The 21,473-nt window shown below is 62.7% G+C and carries 16 protein-coding genes; 11 read left to right on the top strand and 5 right to left on the bottom strand.

Going from position 1 to position 21,473, the window contains the following annotated elements; translation table 11 throughout:
- Window positions 1-137 precede the first annotated feature (137 nt).
- The 7 genes from B0G80_RS34165 to B0G80_RS34135 all read left to right on the top strand — a co-directional run bounded on the left by B0G80_RS34165 (window position 138) and on the right by B0G80_RS34135 (window position 6,700).
- Window positions 138-1,283, top strand: coding sequence for an acyl-CoA dehydrogenase family protein (locus B0G80_RS34165; RefSeq protein WP_116122217.1), 1,146 nt, complete (start codon window positions 138-140; stop codon window positions 1,281-1,283).
- A 176-nt stretch (window positions 1,284-1,459) separates the two neighbouring features.
- Window positions 1,460-1,669, top strand: a complete 210-nt coding sequence (locus B0G80_RS34160) for a hypothetical protein (RefSeq protein WP_116122216.1) — start codon at window positions 1,460-1,462, stop codon at window positions 1,667-1,669.
- Entirely contained in the window at window positions 1,666-2,850 is a 1,185-nt protein-coding gene (locus B0G80_RS34155) for a lipid-transfer protein (protein ID WP_116122215.1), read from the top strand. The genes B0G80_RS34160 and B0G80_RS34155 overlap by 4 nt, the downstream gene beginning before the upstream one ends.
- A 57-nt stretch (window positions 2,851-2,907) precedes the next feature.
- The gene (locus tag B0G80_RS34150; RefSeq protein ID WP_116122214.1) at window positions 2,908-4,122 is read left to right on the top strand and encodes an acyl-CoA dehydrogenase family protein; all 1,215 of its coding nucleotides are present in this window, start codon (window positions 2,908-2,910) and stop codon (window positions 4,120-4,122) included.
- A gap of 14 nt (window positions 4,123-4,136) precedes the next feature.
- Window positions 4,137-5,303 (top strand): acyl-CoA dehydrogenase family protein, encoded by a 1,167-nt coding sequence (locus B0G80_RS34145; RefSeq protein WP_116122213.1) that lies wholly within the window; start codon window positions 4,137-4,139, stop codon window positions 5,301-5,303.
- Window positions 5,300-5,755 (top strand): MaoC family dehydratase, encoded by a 456-nt coding sequence (locus B0G80_RS34140; RefSeq protein ID WP_116122212.1) that lies wholly within the window; start codon window positions 5,300-5,302, stop codon window positions 5,753-5,755. Before B0G80_RS34145 ends, B0G80_RS34140 begins: the two co-directional genes overlap by 4 nt.
- Before the next feature lie 33 nt (window positions 5,756-5,788).
- Window positions 5,789-6,700: an SDR family NAD(P)-dependent oxidoreductase gene (locus tag B0G80_RS34135; protein WP_116122211.1), complete on the top strand. Its 912-nt coding sequence runs from the start codon at window positions 5,789-5,791 to the stop codon at window positions 6,698-6,700.
- A 120-nt stretch (window positions 6,701-6,820) separates the two neighbouring features.
- On the opposite strand, the gene B0G80_RS34130 is transcribed toward B0G80_RS34135, so the two are convergent.
- Together B0G80_RS34130 and B0G80_RS34125 are read right to left on the bottom strand one after the other, a co-directional pair.
- Entirely contained in the window at window positions 6,821-8,995 is a 2,175-nt protein-coding gene (locus B0G80_RS34130; protein WP_181920118.1) for an acetate--CoA ligase family protein, read from the bottom strand.
- A 17-nt stretch (window positions 8,996-9,012) separates the two neighbouring features.
- A complete protein-coding gene (locus B0G80_RS34125) occupies window positions 9,013-9,795 on the bottom strand; it encodes an enoyl-CoA hydratase/isomerase family protein (protein ID WP_116122209.1) in 783 nt (260 codons plus the stop codon).
- 248 nt (window positions 9,796-10,043) lie between these two features.
- On the opposite strand from B0G80_RS34125, the gene B0G80_RS34120 reads away from it, so the two are divergent.
- On the top strand, window positions 10,044-11,378 hold the full coding sequence (locus B0G80_RS34120) for an MFS transporter (protein WP_116122208.1): 1,335 nt from the start codon (window positions 10,044-10,046) through the stop codon (window positions 11,376-11,378).
- An 18-nt stretch (window positions 11,379-11,396) separates the two neighbouring features.
- On the opposite strand, the gene B0G80_RS34115 is transcribed toward B0G80_RS34120, so the two are convergent.
- Window positions 11,397-12,188 (bottom strand): IclR family transcriptional regulator, encoded by a 792-nt coding sequence (locus B0G80_RS34115; RefSeq protein WP_116122207.1) that lies wholly within the window; start codon window positions 12,186-12,188, stop codon window positions 11,397-11,399.
- 478 nt (window positions 12,189-12,666) lie between these two features.
- Here B0G80_RS34115 and B0G80_RS34110 point away from each other — a divergent pair, with 478 nt between their 5' ends.
- Window positions 12,667-14,106 (top strand): DEAD/DEAH box helicase, encoded by a 1,440-nt coding sequence (locus tag B0G80_RS34110; RefSeq protein ID WP_116122206.1) that lies wholly within the window; start codon window positions 12,667-12,669, stop codon window positions 14,104-14,106.
- A 5-nt stretch (window positions 14,107-14,111) separates the two neighbouring features.
- On the opposite strand, the gene acnB is transcribed toward B0G80_RS34110, so the two are convergent.
- Window positions 14,112-16,697, bottom strand: coding sequence for a bifunctional aconitate hydratase 2/2-methylisocitrate dehydratase (acnB, locus tag B0G80_RS34105; protein ID WP_116122205.1), 2,586 nt, complete (start codon window positions 16,695-16,697; stop codon window positions 14,112-14,114).
- Between the two features lie 491 nt (window positions 16,698-17,188).
- Between acnB and B0G80_RS34095 the strand changes: the two genes are divergently transcribed.
- Together B0G80_RS34095 and B0G80_RS34090 are read left to right on the top strand one after the other, a co-directional pair.
- Entirely contained in the window at window positions 17,189-17,560 is a 372-nt protein-coding gene (locus B0G80_RS34095; protein WP_116122204.1) for a YciI family protein, read from the top strand.
- 6 nt (window positions 17,561-17,566) lie between these two features.
- Complete coding sequence (locus B0G80_RS34090; protein WP_116122203.1) at window positions 17,567-18,826, top strand: RNA polymerase sigma factor; 1,260 nt, start codon at window positions 17,567-17,569, stop codon at window positions 18,824-18,826.
- A gap of 22 nt (window positions 18,827-18,848) precedes the next feature.
- On the opposite strand, the gene B0G80_RS34085 is transcribed toward B0G80_RS34090, so the two are convergent.
- Window positions 18,849-20,666, bottom strand: coding sequence for a serine aminopeptidase domain-containing protein (locus B0G80_RS34085; protein WP_116122202.1), 1,818 nt, complete (start codon window positions 20,664-20,666; stop codon window positions 18,849-18,851).
- Window positions 20,667-21,473 lie beyond the last annotated feature (807 nt).

Genomic DNA, 21,473 nt, shown 5'->3' with positions numbered 1-21,473 from the left:
ACGAAGAATAACAATTTACTCACGAGTAGAAAAAAATTATCGTCCGCGTAAATAAGCAGCGTGCCACCAGGCGGCTGCGACGTTGCGGAGCGAGAATTCAGAACGGCGATCGACGCACCCGGAATACGGAGACACCCATGGCAGACAAATCCACAGCATTTCTCACTGAGCAACAGATCATGATTCGCGACTCGGCGCGCCGCATCGCCGCGGAGGTGATCGCGCCGACCGCCGCGGAGCGGGACCGCACGTCCGCGTGGCCGCACGCCGAACTGAAGCAGTTGGCCGAGCTTGGCTTTCTCGGCATGCTGGTGCCGGAAGAGTACGGTGGGGTGGGGGCGGGCGTCGTCGAATTTTGCCTTGCCCAGTACGAGTTCGCCGGCGCCGATGCGGGGCTCGCCACGATTCTGCACGTGCATAACTTCACGGCGCTGTGCATCTCGATTCACGGCACCGAGGAGCAAAAGCGCCGGTATCTGCCGGCCATGGCGCGCGGCGAGTCGATCGGCGCGTTCCTGCTGAGCGAGCCGCAAGCCGGTTCCGACACCGCCGCGCTGCGCGCCACGGGTCGCCGCGATGGCGACCACTACATTCTCGACGGGGCGAAGCAGTTCATCTCGAACGGCAGCGAAGCGGGCGTTGCGATCGCCTTCGTGTTGACCGACAAGGACGCGGGCAAGCGCGGCGCGAGTACTTTTATCATTGACCCGAAACAGCCGGGCTACACCGTCACTCGCATCGAGAGCAAGCTAGGCCAGCACACGGCGCATACGGCCGCGATTTCACTCGAAGGCTACCGCGTGCCGCGCGAGAACCTGCTGCGCGCCGAAGGCGAAGGCTATCGCCTCGTCATGTCCGGTTTGTCGGACGGGCGCATCGGCATCGCGTTTATCGCGGCCGGCGTTGCACGCGCTGCGCTCGACGCCGCTGTGGCTTATGCGAAGGACCGCGAAGCCTATGGCCGTCCGATCGCGGAACTGCAAGGCGTGAGTTTCGATCTCGCCGATATGGCCGCGCAGGTCGAGATCGCCTATCAGTACGCGCTGCATGCCGCGCGTCTGTGCGGGGAGGGTATCGAATGTGCGAAGGAGGCATCGATCGCCAAGCTGTTCGCGAGCGAGATCGCTGAAAAGGTTTGCTCGGACGCGATCCAGATTCATGGCGGCTACGGCTACCTGACGGACTTCCCGGTCGAGCGCTATAGCCGCGATGTGCGTGTCTGCAAGATCTACGAAGGCACGAGCCACGTCCAGAAGTTGATCATCGCGCGCAGCCTGATGTGAAACCGGCGCCGAGCCGCATAAAGTACCCGCGACCGTTAGACCCGATTGGCGTAGCTGTGTCGATTGGGGTCTTTTGCAATGTAATCGGGGCCAAGCGCAATCGTCGCGTTTGGCCTTCGCTTCTAACATCCAGTTCACACAACAAGCGCTATAGCGCCAGAAAAAGTGACGGAGACATGACGTACGCAACCCCGTCCTTGCATCGCGCGGTGCAGCAATATCCCAAGCGGATCGCCACGCGCTTGGCGGGGCGCGCTCGATGTTTCCGCGAGTTCGTCCATCGCGTGGTGCAACTCGCCGGCGCGCTACAGCAACTGGGCATGCAGGAACGCGGCCGCGTCGCCATGAATTTCCTTTCAACCGATTTATCGCGGAGCACACCATGAGTCGAGACGTGTATGTAGCCGGCATCGGCATGATTCCGTTCACCAAGCCGGGCGCGAACGAACCTTATCCGCAGATGGCCGCCCGGGCCACAAACGCCGCGCTGGCCGATGCAGGCATCGGCTATGCGCAGGTGCAGCAGTGCTATGTGGGCTACGTGTACGGCGATTCAACCGCAGGTCAGCGCGCGCTCTACAACGTGGGCATGACCGGCGTGCCGGTCATCAACGTGAACAACAACTGTTCGACTGGCTCGACGGCGCTTTATCTCGCACGTCAGGCGGTGGCGAGCGGCGCTGCGGAATGCGTGCTCGCGCTCGGCTTCGAGCAGATGAATCCCGGCGCGCTCGGCACGATCTTCAAGGACCGTCCGTCGCCGTTCGACCATTTCGACGCGATTTCCGAGGATCTCGTCGGTGCGTCAGACGTGCCGCCGGCCTTGCGCTATTTCGGCGGTGCGGGACTTGCGCACATGAAACAGTACGGCACGAAGCTCTCGACGTTCGCGAAAATCCGCGCCAAGGCAAGCCGCCACGCGGCTAATAATCCGCTCGCGGTATTCCGCAACGTTGTCACGGAAGACGAGGTAATGGCCTCGCCGATGCTGTGGGAAGGGGTGATGACGCGTCTGATGGCATGCCCGCCGACCAGTGGCGCTGCCGCGGCGATTGTCTGCTCGGAACAGTTCGCGCAGAAGCATGGCCTGAACCGCAAGGTGAAGATCGCCGCGCAGGCAATGACGACCGATTTCGCCGCCACCTTCGAGAACCGCGACATGCGCCTGATCGCAGGTGCGGGCATGACGCAGGCGGCGGCGCGCCAGGTGTACGAGCAGGCGGGTATGGGCCCACAGGACATTGACGTGGTCGAACTTCACGACTGTTTTGCGCACAACGAGTTGCTCACTTACGAGGCGCTCGGTCTGTGCGCTGAAGGCGAGGCGGAAAAGTTCGTCGTCGATGGCGACAACACGTATGGCGGCAAGTTCGTGACCAACCCGTCGGGCGGGCTGCTGTCGAAGGGGCACCCGCTCGGCGCTACCGGCATTGCGCAATGCGTGGAGCTGGTCCAGCAGCTGCGCGGCACGGCCGAGGCGCGCCAGGTGCCCAACGCAAGGCTCGGGTTGCAACATAACGTCGGGCTGGGCGGCGCGTGCGTCGTGACCTTGTACGAGCGCGTCTGAGCGCGCGCTGCCGCTTCGAACAATCTCATCTCGATTCCTCAACAGGAGTAACGTCCGATGGACTTTCGACCGGACACGGGCCTCGACGCCTTTCGCCAGCAGGTCCGCGCGTTCCTGCGTGAGAACTTGCCGGCCGAGCTGGCCGGCTCGCAGCACGGCGTGCGTTCGCCGCGCGCCGATCTGGTGCGCTGGCAGCGCATTCTCAATCAGCACGGTTGGGGCGCCCCCTACTGGACGGCGGACCATGGCGGCACCGGCTGGACCGCGCAACAGCGCCTGGTTTTCGACGAGGAGTGCGCCGCGGCGGGCGCACCGACCCAGGACGTGTTTGGCCAACGCCTGCTTGGCCCCGTGCTGAATCACTTCGGCACGGCGGCGCAGAAAGCTGAACATTTACCGCCGATCTTCAACGGGGACCGTTTGTGGTGCCAGGGATTTTCCGAGCCTGGCTCCGGCTCCGATCTCGCTTCGCTGCGCATGCAGGCCGTACGCGAAGGCGACCACTACGTCGTGAACGGGCAGAAGATCTGGACCAGCTACGCGCATCAGGCGGACTGGATCTTCATGCTGGTTCGCACGGACGCGTCCGTGAAAAAGCAGGCGGGCATCAGCTTCCTGCTCGCCGATATGAAAACGCCGGGTATCACCGTGCGCCCCATTCTGACGATCGACGGCTGTCATCACCTGAACGAGACGTTCTTCGACAACGTGCGTGTGCGGGTGGTCAACTGTGTCGGAGGCGAGGGCGCGGGGTGGGCCGTCACGAAGTTTCTGCTCAACAACGAGCATGCGGCGACGGCCGATCTGCCGACGCTCGTACGCTTTCGGCGGCAATTGCGCAAGCTCGCCACCACGCTGGTGGTGGACGGCAAGCCGCTGATCGAGCGGCCTGAATTCGCGCAACGGCTTGCGCGTCTCGAAGCCGAATTGCAAGCCATTGGCATGCTGGTGCAGCGCGTCGCGGCAATGGAGGAAGACCATAGTCCTGGCGCTCACGTCTTGGGCTCGATGCTCAAGATTCGCGGCACCGAACTCCAGCAGCGCATGAGCGAGTTTCTGGTCGAGTCACTGGGCCACTACGGGGCATATGCCTACGCAGAAGCAGACGCGCATGGCGGTTCCGGTGCAACGTACGACGCATTGCCGATGCCAGCTCCGGGCTTGGGGCCGGGTATTGCCAGCGAAATGTTTTTTCGACGTGCGTCGACGATTTACGGCGGCACGAGCGAGGTTCAGCGCGGAATCATTGCCAAGCTGATGTTTCAACTCTGACGCGACAGATCATCATGAACTTCCAGTTGAATTCGGAGCAGCAGATGCTGCAGGACAGCGTACGTCGCTATATCGCGCGCGCGTATGCATTCGACAGGCGCACCGCGCAGGTGAACGCGGGCTGCGATCATCACGCGCGGAACTGGTCCTCGTTCGCCGAGAACGGCTGGCTTGCCGCGGCGTTGCCGGAAGAGTACGGCGGCCTGGGCGGATCGTTGCTCGACACCGTGTTGATCGCGCAGGAGCTGGGTCGGGGGCTGGTGGTCGATCCCTTCGTCGGCTGCGCGGTGCTGGCGGTGCAGACCTTCGTGGCGGCGGCCACGCCCGCGCAGATGGATGTGCTCTTGCCGCGCATCGCCGAGGGCACGTGTCGTATCGCGCTCGCGTACCTGGAGGCTTCGTCGCGCGGCAATCCGGCGGTCGTCGAGACGCTCGCGACTCGCGATGCAAACGGCTTCCGGCTCCACGGACAGAAGACAGCCGTGCTGGGTGCGCCCGGCGCAGATCAGTTCATCGTGTCGGCGCGCATCGGGGGCAACGGTGCAAGCGGCGACCACGCGGCGCTCTTCCTCGTCGACGCGACGATGCAAGGCGTGACGGTGCGCCCGGTGCCGCTGCACGACGGAAGCTGGGCCGCGCAGTTGCAACTCGACGGCGTGCAGGTCGGCCAGCAAGCGGTGCTGGGCGATCCGGGATGGGGTCTGAGCGCGCTTCGCCACGGCCTGGCCCACGGAACCGCCGCGCTGTGCGCGGAGCTCGTGGGCGTGATGGAAGCCGCGGTCGTCGCAACGGCGGAGTTTCTGAGGGTACGCAAGCAATTCGGTGTACCGATTGGCAGTTTTCAGGCGTTGCAGCACCGGATGGCCGACATGGCCGCCGAAATGGAGCTTGCACGCTCAATGCTGTATGTGCTGCTGGCATCGCTTGAAAACGACGATGAAGCGACGCGTCAGCACACGGTATCGGCGGCCAAGGCGCTGATCGGCCGGACGGCGAAGCAGGTATGCGGTCAGGCGATTCAGTTGCACGGCGGGATCGGCATGACCGAGGAATACACGATTGGCCACTATTTCAAACGCGCTGTCGTTGGCGACCTTCTGTACGGAACCAGCGACCAGCACGACGCATATTGCGCGGCCTCGCTGCGCGATGCGTTGAGTTTGTCCACGGAAAACGCATGAAATATTACGAAAGCATCGAAGCGCTCAAGCCGCTTGTCGGGGAATCGATCGGCATAAGCGACTGGCTGGTCATCGATCAGCACCGCATCAATCTGTTCGCGGACTCGACCGGCGATCACCAGTGGATCCACGTCGATGTCGAGCGCGCGCGCAGCGGTCCATTCGGCATGCCGATCGCGCACGGCCTCCTGACGTTGAGCCTGCTACCCGCATTCCTCGCGACCGCGTTCGAGGTACGGGGCATCGGTTCGGCGCTCAACTATGGCCTCAATAAGGTGCGCTTTGCGGCACCGGTTCCCGTGAACTCGCGCTTGCGCGCACAGTTCAGGCTTGTCGAATGGGACCCGCTGGGAACCACCGGCGCGCAAATCAAGCTCGAAATGATTGTGGAAATCGACGGGCAGAGCAAGCCTGCCTGTGTGGCCGAATCCATCGTGCGCTTCTTCTACTGACCCGCGCGGCTTGTACTTAAGGAGAGGGAGATAATGAGCATTCGCTTTGACGGCAGAGTCGCCGTTGTCACGGGAGCAGGTGCGGGCCTTGGGCGCCAACACGCACTCGCTCTTGCCGCGCGCGGCGCAGCGGTGGTGGTTAACGATTTCGGCGCAAATCGGGATGGCACCGGCGGTTCATCGTCGGCGGCGCAAGCAGTTGTGGAAGAGATCCGCGCCACGGGTGGCAGCGCGATCGCGCACGGTGCCGACGTTGCCGACTATACGCAGGTCGCGGACATGGTTGCGCAGGCGATGGCCACGTTCGGCCGCGTCGATATCTTGATCAACAATGCGGGCATTCTGCGCGACAAGAGTTTCGCGAAGATGGACCTGGCGGAGTTCAAGACGGTGCTCGACGTGCATCTGATGGGCTCGGTGCATTGTACGAAAGCAGTGTGGGACATCATGCGCGAGCAAAAGTACGGCCGTATCGTCATGACGACGTCCGCCGCAGGGCTCTATGGAAACTTCGGCCAGGCGAACTACGGCGCCGCCAAAATGGCGCTGGTCGGGCTGATGAACGTGCTTCATCAGGAAGGCGTGAGGAGCAACATCAGGGTCAACACGATCGCGCCGATCGCGGCAACCCGCATGACCGAGGCATTGTTGCCCGCCGACGCGCTTGACGCCATTCGCCCCGAGCGCGTCACGCCCGGCGTGCTGTTCCTGTGCAGCAGCGACGCGCCTTCCAGGGTCGTGCTATCCGCAGGCGGGGGCTCGTTTTCAGTTGCAGCGGTCATGGAGACCGCGCCTTGCCATCTGCGCGATGAGGAATTGACGCCGGAGACCATCGCTCGCCGCTTCGACGAAATTGCCGACTGGAGCAGTGCGCGCGCGTATAGCGAAGCGGGCGAAGAGGTGCAGCGGTTCATCAATAGCGCAGTGGAAGCGTTGCGCGGATGAAAGTTTGATGTATCCGGGGGCCGTGGATCGCGCGCAAGGGACGCGCGGCAGGAGGTGGCAGCGTTTCTGTGGAAAGAATGGAAGCGGCTGCCGACACCCCGCCGCGAGTTGCCAACGTCGTCAGCTCGCCAAATCGCTGGGCGACGCCAGCGGGCATACGTCGTCGTGTGCGGCGCGAGCATCGTCGTTTGTCGTGGCTTCCGGTGCGAGTACAGCAACACCGTCCGCCGCCCGCACTCCCTGTCCCGCAGGTAGCACGAAAATCGGATTGATCTCGGCTTCGACAATACGCCCACCAAGTCTCACGGCCATCCGCGCGAACGCGACGATCGCGGTTACCAGCGCATCAATATCAGCGCGCGGCCGCCCACGAAAACCGTCGAGCAGTGGCCAGGTTTTCAGTTCGTGGATCATCTCGAGGGCGTCGAAGCGTGACAGAGGCGCTTCGGCGGAGAGGAGACGCATGGTCGTGTCCTTGAACAATTCTGCCGTGATGCCACCCATGCCGAGCAGCAAGGCCGTGCCCAACGCGTCGCGATGAAGGCCAAGAATCAGTTCTGTTCCGCCGCTCACCATTTCCTGCACGAGAAATGCATCCGCAGATACGCCGGTTGCGGTTTCAACCTCGTCGCGCATGCGGTTCAGGCGCGCTCCGATATTGTCAGTGGTCACACCGACGGCTACGCCGCCGACATCACTCTTGTGTGTGATCTTGTTAGACAGCAGCTTGAGTACGACCTTGCCACCCAGCTCGCGAGCAGCAGTCTCTGCGTCATTTGCGTTCGTGACGATACGTTCGTGCGCCACTGACACGCCGAAGCGCGCAAACAGCTCTTTCGCCTGCGCTTCGTTAAGCGATCCGGTAGGTAGATCGCTAACGTCGACTTCGGCTTCAGCGTGTTGTTCGTCCGAACTCACGGCACGTTGCGTGTACTCGCGATGCTGCCACATTGCAGCTAACGCGCTCGTTACGCTCTCGGGCGACGGGAACGCCGGCACTGTCTGCTCGTTAAGCATGCGCGTGATCTCCGGCGCGTGTGGACTCACAAACGCCATCACAGGTTTGTCGCTGCCGGGCAGCGAATCGCGAATCGCGCAGGCCATCAGGTCGGGCATTGCGAGACCCGACGATCCAATGATGACCACGACCGCATCGTAAGTCGGACTGTCGAGCAGCGTGCCGATCGCGCCGCGCAGGAGCGTCGGTTGCAGGCCCGCGAGCGTCACATCGATCGGGTTGCGGTCGAGCACCGCATGATCGCCGGTCTGGAGCGCTCGCAGCTTTGCAGCGGTCGCCTCGTCAGGAGGCGGGGTCTCGAAGTTTGCCATACCGAGGCTATCGGCAACGAGCGTGCCGGCGCCGCCAGTCGAGGTCAGAATCGCCACCCGTCGTCCGGCAAGCTTGCGGTGCGCAGCGAGTGCATGAGGAATATCGAGCAGATCGGAAAACGTCTGTGCACGAATGACGCCGACCTGCTTGAACAGCGCGTCGTACATGCGGTCGGAGCCCGCCAGCGCGCCCGTATGCGAGACCGCCGAACGCGCGCCTGACTCCGAACGCCCGATCTTGAAGACCACGACCGGCTTGCCTGCTGCCGCCGCCCGTAACGCCGCACGCCGAAATCGGTCCGGGTGACGGAGCCCTTCCATGTAAAGCGCAATGACAGAAGTCGAATCATCGTCGACCAGATAGTCGACGAAGTCTGCCATGTCGAGATCGGCCTCATTACTCGTCGAGATGAGCTTCGACAAGCCGATGCCGCGTGCCGCCGCCCGTGAAAGCAGCGAGCCGAGAATCCCGCCGCTTTGCGATACCACGCCAATTCCACCGACTGTGAACGCGTCCGTTTCCAGCGCACCGCTTGCCGACAACGTGATGCGATCGGTCAGGTTCACGAGCCCGATCGTGTTCGGTCCGAGCAGACGCATGGAGCCTGCTGCTTCGATCAATTGCGCCTGACGCCTGGCGCCTTCCTCGCCAATCTCCGCATAACCACTCGCCAGCACAATGGCAGCGCTCGTACCACGGCTCGCCAGATCCCTGACAGCGACGTGAGCGCGTTCGGCACCGAGCAGCACGATACCGACATCGGGCGCGCACGGCAGTGAGGCGACATCGGGATAGCAGGGCAGGCCATCGATCGACTCGTAACGCGGGTTGACCGGGTAGATGTCGCCGCCGAAGCCGTGCTTCCTGAGGTACGCGATCGGGCGGCCTGAGGTCTTGGCGGCGTCCGCTGACGCGCCGATCACCGCGACGCTTGCAGGGTGCATCAATTTTGCAATTGCATTCATGTGGATCACCTCCGTGCTCAGTTCGTCTTGTTCAGAAACGCGAGCACCGAGTCACGATGCTCGCGACTCGTGTAGCAGACGGCCTGTGCCTGACTGCCCTGTGCAAACACCTGATGCGCGGACAGTTCGTAGCTCTGGTTGAGAATAGTTTTGCCGAGGGCGAGCGCAGTGGCCGAGCCCTGGCTCAATTCAGCGGCCCAGGCGCGTGCATCGGCAATGAGCGCGTCCGGCGCGCTCAGGCGATCCGCGATGCCGATTTCCAATGCTTCCTTCGCCTCGACCTTGCGCCCGCTGAAGATCAGTTCCTTCGCCCGTGCGAGGCCGACGCGTCGCGGCAGGAAGTACATGCCGCCGCCGTCGGGGATCAGACCGCGCTTGATGTAGCTCCACGCGAAGCTCGCTTCTTGCGACGCGATGATGAAGTCACATGAGAGCGCCATGTCGGCGCCGAGGCCCGCCGCCGCCCCGTTGACCGCGGCGATGGTTGGTTTGGGCATCGAGTAGAGCAGATTGACCGTGTGATGCACGAGTTGCTGGCGGGACCAGCCATTGAACGCGACCTCGCCGGCGGGTGCTTCCATGCGTTGCGCCATGCCGCTAACGTCGCCGCCGGCGCAAAATCCCTTGCCGTTGCCGGTCAACAGGACGGCGCGCACCTCGCGGTCGCGCGAAACGGTGTCCAGCGCGCCGATCAGTTCAGCGCGCATTTCGTTGGTAATGGCGTTACGTTTTTCAGGTCGATTCAGCGCGATCGTAGCGATCTGCGATTCGATAGTGACTTGAATGGTGGATGTGCTCATGCGCGTCTCGATGGTTGAATTGGAGTCGGCCGACTGGGTTAATCTGCCAATGCAGCTTAGCTTCACTAGTCGCTCGCGACATCCCATCAATTCCACTCTGTGGAACGGAGCGAGTTTGTCCCCCGGAGCCGCCAATTCCACTACATGGAATTGGCGCATTGTCATCGACCGTTCGGTATCGATAATGGATTCCAACGCAGGGGACTGGCCATGACCCACCTGCGGCCCATATAAGCTCCGGAGACATGATGCACGCAGCCCGTTCAAATCCAATCGACGTCAGCGCCGTCGCGCAACCGCAGACCGAGGCCGTCTACCGGAAAGTCACCTGGCGGCTGCTGCCGTTCCTCTTCGTTTGCTACGTCTTCGCTTATCTGGATCGCGCCAATATCGGCTTCGCGCACCTGCAGTTCTCGCGCGACATCGGTCTTTCCGATGCCGCGTTCGGTCTGGGCGTAGGACTCTTCTACGTGGGCTACATGATCTTCGAGGTGCCGAGCAACTTATGGCTTGCCCGCGTCGGCGTGAGAAAAACGCTCATGCGGATCATGACGCTATGGGGCATCGTTTCAGCGGGCAGCGCGTTCGTGCAGACGCCGACGCAGTTTTACATCGCGCGCGTGTTGCTGGGCGCAGCGGAAGCGGGATTCTTTCCGGGTGTGATTCTCTACTTCACCTACTGGTTTCCGGCCGCACGCCGCGCACGCGTGACCTCGATCTTCATGATGGCGATCTGCGCATCCGGCATTGTCAGCGGACCCGTGTCGGGATGGATTCTCAATAGCATGACGGGCTTGCTCGGCTACAACGGCTGGCAATGGTTGTTCCTTCTGGAAGGACTTCCGTCAGTGGTCGCCGGTGTCTTCGCCTATGTCTATCTGACGGACCGGCCCGAGCAGGCGAGCTGGCTCCTCGACGACGAAAAAGCGCTTCTGCTGGCGGAACTCGAGCGCGACGCGCAAACAAAGGCCTCACGTGCCCATGGTTCGATCTGGGCTGCGTTGAAGGAGCCAAAGTTCTATTTCCTGACGTTCGCCTATTTCAGCGTGCCGTGGGCGAGCATCGTCGTGCATATCTGGGCACCGAGCGTGATCCAGAAAAGCGGCGTAACGAACTACTGGCACATTGGACTTCTTTCCGCGATTCCGTATGTGGTCGGCGCAGTCGCGATGTATCTGTTCGGCCGGAGTTCGGATCGTATGCTGGAGAGACGGTGGCATTTCATGGCAAGCGCATTGATGGCCGCAGTCGGCGTCGCGTTACTGCCGGCGGCGGCGAATCACGCAGGCATTCTGGTGGCACTCCTTTGCGTCGCCACGGCCGGTTATCTTGGCATGCTGTCGCTGTTCTGGACGATCCCACCCGCGTACCTGTCGAGCACCGCCGCGGCTAGCGGCATCGGCCTGATTAGTAGTCTCGGCCAGTTTGGCGGGATTTCCGCGCCCTCGGTGATCGGCTATGCATCGACGCACTTCGGCAGCAGCGCGATGGGCCTCTATGCGGTCGCGGGCGTCTCCATTCTCGGCGGCCTTGCGGTGGTGCTGGGCGTTCCGGCCCGCGCGATCAGTGAGCGTCGCGAGTGAAAGATCCGCTGGCGGGCTTCAATCTTCCAGGCGCACGCATGCGGCTTTGATGTCGTCGCGCAGACGCAGCAGGGGCGCTGCCAGTTCGCTTATAACGCTGTTTTTCGAGGCCGCCGTGCGGACGCTAAAGTTAAGGATCAATATCCGGTGTCCGGGAATGGCGAGCGGTGTCGCTAGCGCAATGACTTCGGGCTGCCAGCTTGCGACGCAATAGCCGTTTCGGTGCACGTCATCCACGGCCTCGGCGATTTCTCGCGCGAGGCGCTCCCAACCGCTGCGTCCGCGACGCTTGAACGCGTCCATCAGACGAGTGAATTCGGGCTTCGGCTGCGTGGCCAGATACGCCCGGCCGAGCGAGGTCAGTTCCATCGGCACGCGTTGTCCCGAGACGATCGTACGCAATGAGGCCCGCTGGTTATAACGAATGGATTCAAGGTAGACCATCTCTTCCCGGTCGGCGCCGGCGATTCCGACATTGATGCGCTTCGCCTGGGCAGTGTCGCGGATTAGCGGTCCTGCCGCAGTCAGGACCGTGGATCCGCTGCGCAACGCCTGCGCGAGACTGAGCACGGGCAGGCCCAGTCTGTATGCCCTGCGTGCCGCATCGTGCTCGAGATAACCCGCGTCGACGAGCGTTCGCGTGAGCCGGCTCACCGTTGCCTTCGGCAGGCCGGTGCGTTCCGCGAGTTCTCCGTTGCCGAGAAGCGTCGCACCGGGGCCGAACGCGCGCAACAGTTCGAGCCCGCGTTCGAGCGAGCGATTCGATGGAGTAGCGTTCGATTCCGGTTGTTGATTCGCGTGGTTCGCCATAGACAGTGGGTTCGCCGAGCTTAACTTGAAGAGATCGATTGCCGATGCCGGATCGGACTTGGCGTAGCGAACGGCAATCCGTCGGGGCGCCGTTTTATCGACGCAGCAGATGGTACGCCTCCTGCGTGTCTTGTGCGATTGGCAGTCGCACCCATCTTGCGCTTCGCCGCCCGCGGCAATTCCCTTCTCCCCAGCTTCGGCCTGACGCTCCGCGTTCTTGCGATATGCAGTATTGATCCCTGGTGATATGGATGACGACCATCCATGCTTTACCGGCGAGACATCAGGCGTTCCCGAGCCGCGTAGAAGGCGTGCGTAGAGCACGGATTGCGTACGCTGCATTCCCACCGCCGTCCGGAGACCAACGGTGTTCACGAAACGCCCGAGCGTCTAACGCATTCATCGTCGCCCAACTTCTCCGATTGCAATGTGTGAGACGGTAACCGTTAGAATTGCGGCTTTAGTCTGGAATACGCCAATGTCTTTTGCCTCGCTTGGCCTGATCGATCCTTTGCTGCGTAATGTGCAGGACCTCAATTACCAGACACCTACGCCGGTGCAGGCCAAGGCGATTCCCGCTGTGCTCAGCGGCAAGGACGTCATGGCTGCGGCACAGACCGGCACGGGCAAAACGGCGGGTTTTGCGCTGCCGCTGTTGCAACGGCTGGTGCAACACGGCCCGGCGGTGTCCAGCAACCGCGCGCGTGTTCTGGTGCTGGTGCCCACGCGTGAATTGGCCGAACAGGTGCTGCAAAGCTTTATCGAGTACGGCAAAGGTCTCGACTTACGATTTCTGGCCGCCTACGGCGGCGTGAGTATCAACCCGCAGATGATGAAGCTGCGCAAAGGCGTGGATGTGCTCGTTGCCACGCCGGGCCGTTTGCTGGATCTCCATCGCCAGAACGCAGTGCAGTTTGATCAGGTACAAACGCTCGTGCTGGATGAAGCCGACCGCATGCTCGATCTGGGATTTGCGCGCGAACTCAACGCCGTCTTTGCTGCCTTGCCTGCCGAGCGCCAGACCCTGCTATTCTCCGCCACGTTTACGGACGATATCCGCGCCATGGCGGCGGGCATTCTGCGCGGCCCGGTCAATATCAGCGTCAGCCCGCCCAACGTCACGGCCAGCAGGATCAAGCAGTGGGTGGTGCCGGTGGATAAGAAGAACAAGCCGGACCTCTTCATGCACCTTGTGGCTGAGAACAAGTGGCAGCACGCGCTGGTGTTCGTCAAAACCCGCAACGGCGTGGAATACCTGGCGGCCATGCTGGATGAAGCGGGCTATGCGGTCGACACCATCCACGGCGACAAACCGCAACCGGCGCGCCTGCGTGCGCTGGAGCGCTTCAAGACGCGCGAAGTCGATATGCTGGTAGCCACCGATGTGGCGGCGCGCGGGCTGGATATCGACGACCTGCCGCTGGTGATTAACGTCGATCTGCCGATCGTGGCGCAAGACTATGTGCACCGTATTGGCCGTACCGGCCGCGCGGGTGCCAGTGGCGTGGCGGTGTCCCTTGTCTGCGCCGATGAAGCGCCGCAACTGGCCGCGATCGAAGCGCTGATCCGGCAAACGTTGCGCCGTGAAGAAGAGCCGGGTTTTGAGGCCGAACATCGCGTGCCGCAAACTAGCGCGACAGGCGAGATCATCAAGAAACCCAAGAAGCCTAAGAAACCGAAAGTGCCGCAAGCCGCGCCGGGCGCCGGGCAGGTGCTCAGCAAAAAATCGCGCCCGCAAAGTGGCGAAAACAAACGCAAGCCGGCGGCGCAGGGCGCTGTGGCCGCGGGTAAAGGTACAAGCTCGTCCCGCGGTCACTCATTCGGCGTGCCAAAGCCACGCGGCGAATCCGCCAGCAAGCCGGTTGCGGGGTCACGCAAGCCGGCTGCCAGATCCGCGGGTGGCCGCGGCAAACGCTAAGCCTTTTACACCGCGACGGTATCTGCCACTTCCTTGAAGTCTTCGATCTGGTCGAAGTTCATGTATTGGTAGATATTGTCGCTGCTGGCGGTCAGCACGCCCATGTCGGCCATGTATTCCTCTTTGGTCGGAATCTTGCCCAGACGCGAGCAGATTGCCGCCAGTTCGGCCGAGCCGAGGTACACGTTCGTGTTCTTGCCCAGACGATTCGGGAAGTTACGGGTCGACGTGGACATGACCGTCGCGCCTTCGCGCACCTGTGCCTGGTTGCCCATGCACAGCGAGCAGCCCGGCATTTCGGTGCGCGCACCGGCCGTGCCGAACACGCCGTAGTGGCCTTCCTCGGTCAGTTGCTTCTGATCCATCCTGGTGGGCGGCGCGACCCACAGCTTGACCGGAATGTCGCGCTTGCCTTCCAGCAGCTTCGACGCGGCACGGAAGTGACCGATGTTGGTCATGCACGAGCCGATGAACACTTCGTCGATCTTCGCACCGGCCACGTCGGACAGCGTCTTCACGTCGTCCGGGTCGTTCGGGCAGGCGACGATCGGCTCGTGGATATCGGCGAGGTCGATCTCGATCACGGCTGCGTACTCGGCGTCCGCGTCCGGCGACAGCAGTTGCGGATCGGCGAGCCATGCTTCCATTGCCTTGATGCGGCGCTGCAGGCTGCGCGGGTCCTGATAACCCTGCGCGATCATCCACTTGAGCAGCGTGACGTTGCTGTTCAGGTACTCGATGATCGGTTCCTTGTTCAGGTGCACCGTGCAGCCGGCAGCCGAACGCTCGGCCGATGCATCCGACAGCTCGAACGCCTGCTCGACCTTCAGATCGGGCAGACCTTCGATTTCGAGCACGCGGCCCGAGAAAATGTTCTTCTTGCCTTGCTTGGCGACCGTCAGCGTGCCTTGCTTGATCGCGTATAGCGGGATCGCGTTGACGAGGTCGCGCAGCGTGACGCCCGGCTGCATTTTGCCCTTGAAGCGAACCAGCACGGATTCCGGCATGTCCAGCGGCATCGTGCCGGTGGCTGCGGCGAACGCGACCAGACCCGAACCCGCCGGGAAGCTGATGCCGATCGGGAAGCGCGTGTGCGAGTCGCCGCCGGTACCGACGGTGTCGGGCAGCAGCATACGGTTCAGCCACGAGTGGATCACGCCGTCGCCGGGACGCAGCGCGATGCCGCCACGGTTGCTGATGAAGTCCGGCAGAGTGCGGTGCGTCTTCACGTCCACCGACTTCGGATAAGCGGCGGTGTGGCAGAACGACTGCATGACGAGGTCGGCGGAGAAGCCGAGGCACGCCAGGTCTTTCAGTTCGTCGCGGGTCATCGGGCCGGTGGTGTCCTGCGAGCCGACCGAGGTCATCTTCGGTTCGCAGTAGGTGCCCGGGCGCACACCCTGGCCTTCCGGCAGGCCGCACGCACGGCCGACCATCTTCTGCGCGAGCGAGAAGCCCTTGCCGCTGTCGGCCGGCTGCTGCGGCAGGCGGAACAGGGTGGACGGCGCCAGGCCGAGCGCTTCGCGCGCCTTGGCGGTCAGGCCACGGCCGATGATGAGGGGAATACGGCCACCCGCGCGCACTTCGTCGAACAGCACGTCGGACTTGACCTGGAATTCGGCGATTACCGCGCCGTTCTTCAGCGCTTTGCCTTCGTAGGGACGCAGTTCGACCACATCACCCATTTCCATTTGCGACACGTCGAGTTCGATCGGCAGCGCGCCCGCGTCTTCCATGGTGTTGTAGAAGATCGGGGCGATCTTGCCGCCGAGGCATACGCCGCCGAAGCGCTTGTTCGGGATGAAGGGGATGTCTTCGCCCGTGAACCACAGCACTGAGTTGGTGGCCGACTTGCGCGAGGAGCCGGTGCCGACCACGTCGCCGACGTAGGCGACCAGATGGCCTTTCTCTTTCAGCGCCTGGATGAACTTGATCGGGCCGCGCTTGCCGTCTTCTTCCGGCGTGATGCCGGGACGCGCGTTTTTCAGCATTGCCAGCGCGTGCAACGGGATGTCCGGGCGGGTGGTGGCGTCCGGCGCCGGCGAGAGATCGTCCGTGTTGGTTTCGCCCGTCACCTTGAAGACAGTGATGGTCAGGCTTTGCGGCACTTCCGGACGGCTCGTGAACCATTCGGCGTCGGCCCAGCTTTGCATCACGGCCTTCGCGTTGGCGTTGTCCTGGTCGGCCAGTTCCTTGACGTCGTGGAACGCGTCGAACATCAGCAGGGTTTTCTTCAGCGCGTCCGCGGCAACGGTGCCGACTTCCGCGTCCGACAGCAGTTCGATCAGCGGCTGGATGTTGTAGCCACCCAGCATGGTGCCGAGCAGTTCCGTGGCGCGAGCGCGCGAGATCAGCGCGCAGGCGGTCTCACCCTTGGCGACGGCAGCGAGGAAGCCGGCCTTCACGCGGGCGGCTTCGTCGACGCCGGCGGGCACGCGGTTGGTGATCAGGTCGAGCAGGGTTTGCTCTTCGCCTGCGGGCGGGTTGGTGAGGAGCTCAACCAGTTCGGCCGTCTGCTGGGCGGTCAGCGGCAGGGGCGGAATGCCGAGCGTGGCGCGTGCGGCTGCGTGAGCGCGAAAGTTTTCAAGCATGAAAGAACCTGCTGATGTTGGCGTTTCAGGGGATCGCTTCCGGCCCGCCATGGCTGTGCCGGATAGCGTTTGGGTGCAATTTTAAAGGGATGGGCGCTCGAGGTCAATTGTCTTATATCTTATATAAGAGTGGCGTTGAAGAGCGAGGTTAGAGGCTGAGAGACGCGGGCTCAACGGTGGCGGTCCTTGAAATCGGGATGAACAGTGGGCATGGGCGGCTCGTGAGCCACCCCGCCGTGCCGCGCAAGTGGCGGGGATAGCATCCCTCGAATCCGACCCGATCAGCGGAACCTGCCACGCATTTGCCGCCTGCCTCGCCGAAGCACTGGACGATCTCCATGCGCTGCGCGAAGCCGATTAGCTTTACCATGCATTCATGCATTGCCGTCCGACATTTTTCGCGGCCTGCTGTCCGTCAGCATGCGGCCCACGCGTCATTGTGATGGCGGCCCGATGCAGTTCACCCGCCTCAACCCATGACGGAGGCTCCTATGCAATACCTGTTGATGATCTATTCGGAAGAAAACGGCTGGAACGAGATGAGCGACAGCGAGCGGCAGCAAGGCGTCGCCGCGTATCACGCGTACACCGAATCGTTGAAAAAAGCGGACGTTCTGGTCGGCGCCAACCGGCTGCAGCACACGAACACGGCGACCACGGTGCGGCTCGTCGACGGCAAGCCGCAGGTGCTTGACGGACCGTTCTCCGATTCGAAGGAGCAGTTGGCCGGCTACTACCTGATCGATGTGCCCAACCTGGACGCGGCGATCGCGTGGGCGTCGCGTTGCCCCGGCGCGGCGCACGGCCTCATGGAGGTGCGCCCGGTCTGGACGGCTCCGTACGATGCGCCTTCCGTTGCATGAGTCGGTATGGCTGCGGCCGTGAGCGCTGACGGCGCGGCGCGTGCGATCGCCGAGGCGGTCGCGCGTCGCAGTTACGGCAAGCTGGTCGCGCTGCTGGCAATGCGCACGCGCGACGTTGCCGCGGCCGAGGACGCGCTGGCCGACGCGTTTGCGGCCGCGCTCGCCGACTGGCCGGAGCGCGGCTGCCCCGCGAATCCCGAAGCGTGGTTGATGACGGTCGCGCGGCGCCGGGCAATCGACGGCGCGCGGCATCGCCGCGTCGGCGACGAAGTGACGAACCAGCTCACGATCCTCGCCGACGAGATCGACGAGCGTGAAGCAGCCGCGTTGCCCGACCGGCGGCTTGCGCTGCTGTTCGCATGCACGCACCCTGCGCTCGAGGCCGCGATTCGCACGCCGCTAATGCTGCAAGTCGTGCTGGGGCTCGAAGCGAAGACGATTGCCTCCGCGTTCCTGATGTCGCCGGCCGCGATGAGCAAGCGCCTCGTGCGGGCGAAGAACAAGATCCGCGCGGCGGGCATTCCGTTCAGCGTGCCCGAGCGCGAGGAGTTGCCGGGCCGGCTTGCCGCGGTGCTGGAAGCGGTCTATGCGGCGTATGCGGAAGGGTGGACCGACCCGCTCGGCCGCGATACAGAGAGGCGCGATCTCACCGGCGAGGCGTTGTTCCTTGCGCACCTGCTCGTCGAACTGCTGCCCGAGGAGCCGGAGACGCTGGGTCTGCTCGCGCTCATGCTGTATGCGCAGGCGCGTTGCGACGCGCGACGCAATGCGGCCGGCGACTATGTGCCGCTGTCGGCTCAGGATCCGGCGACGTGGAACGCGCCCATGATCGACGCAGCCGATGCACTGTTACTGCGCGCGAGCGCATTCAACGCAATCGGACGCTTTCAGCTGGAAGCCGCGCTGCAGTCGGCGCACGTGCACCGCTGCCGCACGCATCGCTCGAACTGGGACGAGATCGTGCAGCTCTACGATGCGCTGTTCGCGATTGCAGCGTCCCCGGTGGTCGCGGTGAACCGCGCGCTCGCGCTGGCGGAACGCGACGGCCCGCTGGCGGCGCTCGACGCGCTCGAGCCGTACGCAGACGATCCGCGCCTGGCCGACTACCAGCCGTACTGGGCCGCGCGCGCCGATCTGCTCACGCGTGCCGGCGCGACGGCTGAAGCGCTCGGCGCGTACGATCTCGCGATCGGACTCGAGCGCGATCCGTCCGTGCGCCGATTTCTGCAGCGCAAGCGCGCCGAGGTGTCATCGGCGCGAAGTTAGAAAAATCGCCCCGGCTTCTCGCTCAACGCTGCTGCTGCACGGCCAACAGCGGATTGACGACCTTCGGCGCCGCTGCCTTCTGATGCAGATCCTTGATGAACGCTTCGCTCAGCGCAATGACTTTTGCCGACGCTCGCGGATCGAAGAGCGCGTGATCGAGCTCATCGAGAACGACCGCCTTGACATGCGAAAAGCGCGACAGCTTCTTCCCGCGCTTACCGAAATGCGCATTGAGCTGATCCATTCCTTCGTCGCTTGAACCGTAGACGAAGAGCGTCCGCACGCCTTTGCGTTCGAGCGTGTGAACGACGCCGTGCGGGTGCGTCAGCGTATCGGCTTCGGCCGCGCCGGTACGGTGGCCGGCTGCGTCCAGCCGATGCGAATGCAGACGCGCGAGCAGAGTTGCTGCGACGGCCTGCGCGATGGGCCGGAACTTGCGCTTTCCGCTCAGGACGAGCCACCATTTGGACGGCTTGAATATCGCGGGCCCGACACGCTTCAGCGAGTTACGCTGCAACTCCTCCAGTTCAGCCATCGACATGTGCGGGGGTATGTAAAAACGCACGATATTGACCGCGATGACGGCCGTGAGAGCCGGCTCCACGAGCGCCGCGCGCAAGGCGCTGTAGGCGCCCGAGCAGATCCCGAACGAGATGACCGTTTGATAACCCTTGCGCTTGAGCCAGGCGGCGGCCGTCGCGACATCCTCGATAGTCGTGGATGCGTGGATCTTCGGCACCAGATCGAGTGGACCTTGTGGCGTACGCGGAGGACTGTCGCCGATGCCGCGCGCGTCGATGCGCATGGATGGAATGCCGCGCCGGGCCATTTCCCGCGCGATTCGAACCGAAAGCCGGCTGTCGCCATGATGCACGCTGCCGGCAGTATTGGTGATCAGCATGACGGGCCCGTACGCAATCCTGCCGCGCGGTTCGCACAGCATGCCGAACAGGCCGTTGGCGCCGAAGATGACCGGGCGCTCGCGAGCTTCGGGCGTTTCGATGATCGCTTCGTCGTCGAGGGATACGCTCGGCCGTGCGCCTCTGTTCACCTGGTTGTGGACGCGCGTTCCCGGGGCGCCGTCCACGATCCATTTGACGACCTCGTCGAACGCGCGAGCCGGCACAGTCGACGACTTCGTCTCATCCATATATTCAAGGTAGCCTTCCAGCACGCCCGTTTCGACCGCGACGCCGCGTCCGCGCAGCGTCGAACACAGCGTGGCGCTGGCGCGGGCGCGTGCATCGAGCACGAGCGCGCGCGTGAGAACCGCGGAGTGCATGTCCATCGCCTTGGACAGATCAAGCGCGTCCAGTTCACTGCAAAGCCTGTCGCTGTAAACCTGTCCCAGCACGTTGAACGGCTTGTCGCGCTGCGTTGCGCGCAAGGACGGGGCGAGATTGTCGAGCCAGACCTTGCGCAGCGCCGCCAGTTCGCGCAGATAGGTGCGCCCGCGGGTGACGGGCGCGAGCAGCACGAGCGAGTCGGCCGCGCATGCACGCGACGCCAGCGCAGCGAGGGTCGCGCCGAGACGCAAGCCGCAGAGCGTCACGCTGGTCACGCCGGTTTGTTCCTTCAGGCGCTTGACGGCCGCGACGATATCGGACACGAAGGCTTCAAGATGATGGGCATTGCCGTCGACGCCCGCGGAGTCTCCCGTCGCCAGATAGTCGAAGCGCAGTGTGGGAATACCGTACGCGGACAGTTCTTCGGCGAGATATCGGATGCCCTTGTGGCACCACGGCTCCTCATGGCCGAACGGGCTGCAGAGCACCACGCCATGCGTGCCTTCTCCAGCATGAAGCCATCCAAAGCGTCCACCGAATGCGATCGGTTTCATGGCTAGCCTCGATCGGTCTGGTTGTTGTCGCCGACTGGGGCCGGGTTGCAAAAAGCGGGCGTTGCAAGGTCTTTTGCAACTGCACCGCGCAATGTTCTTGTCTCGTAGTGCATCAGTGTGAGCCTCTTTTTGTTTTGAGCGTTTTGGTCGATTGGATCGCTCTTTAGAGGCCGCTTCGGTGCGCTAAACAACATTGCACGAGGCACAGAATGAATTTGATCTGAACAACGTTTGCCCTTTAACAAACGTTCACTGATTGCGCGTATTCTTTTAAAAAAAGTCGATTAAGGATTTACCCGTAGCTGTTGCGTTTCAAGGTAATTTAACGCGCACTGTGCGAATTCGCACATAGCGCTGGCGATTGCCCCACTAATTTATTCTCGGGGAAAATCGTCCTCCGGACAAAACCGGCGCATAAGCCGGAATGAGATTGTTCGCCAGTACTCGTCCGACAAAATAAAAATACGCTAAATGCGTTGTTTTGATACATGACGCCGATAAATCGATTTATCGGACGAGTAGGCGAGCGACGTTCAAACACGCTGCGCGCGCAGGCGTCCGACGCGCGCTGGAAACCGCCAATGCAGCTCGATTCGGCCTCCGCGTCGTGCGCTGGTGCGTGAAAGCACGCATAATGCGAATTCGCCAGATTTAATTCCTTTCGAATAAATTACTCATATATTTATTTATATTTAATCAGACGATAAAAGTGTGTCGTTCTTGATACGTTTTTATCGTCATACGTTTAGAAAAATTTACCATTCAGCAGACAAAAGTATCGGTACGGAAGTCATTGAAAAGATGGAG

Source organism: Paraburkholderia sp. BL6669N2 (genome assembly GCF_003387275.1).
Classification (GTDB): Bacteria; Pseudomonadota; Gammaproteobacteria; order Burkholderiales; family Burkholderiaceae; genus Paraburkholderia.
This window is presented reverse-complemented; position numbering and strand designations above follow the sequence as displayed.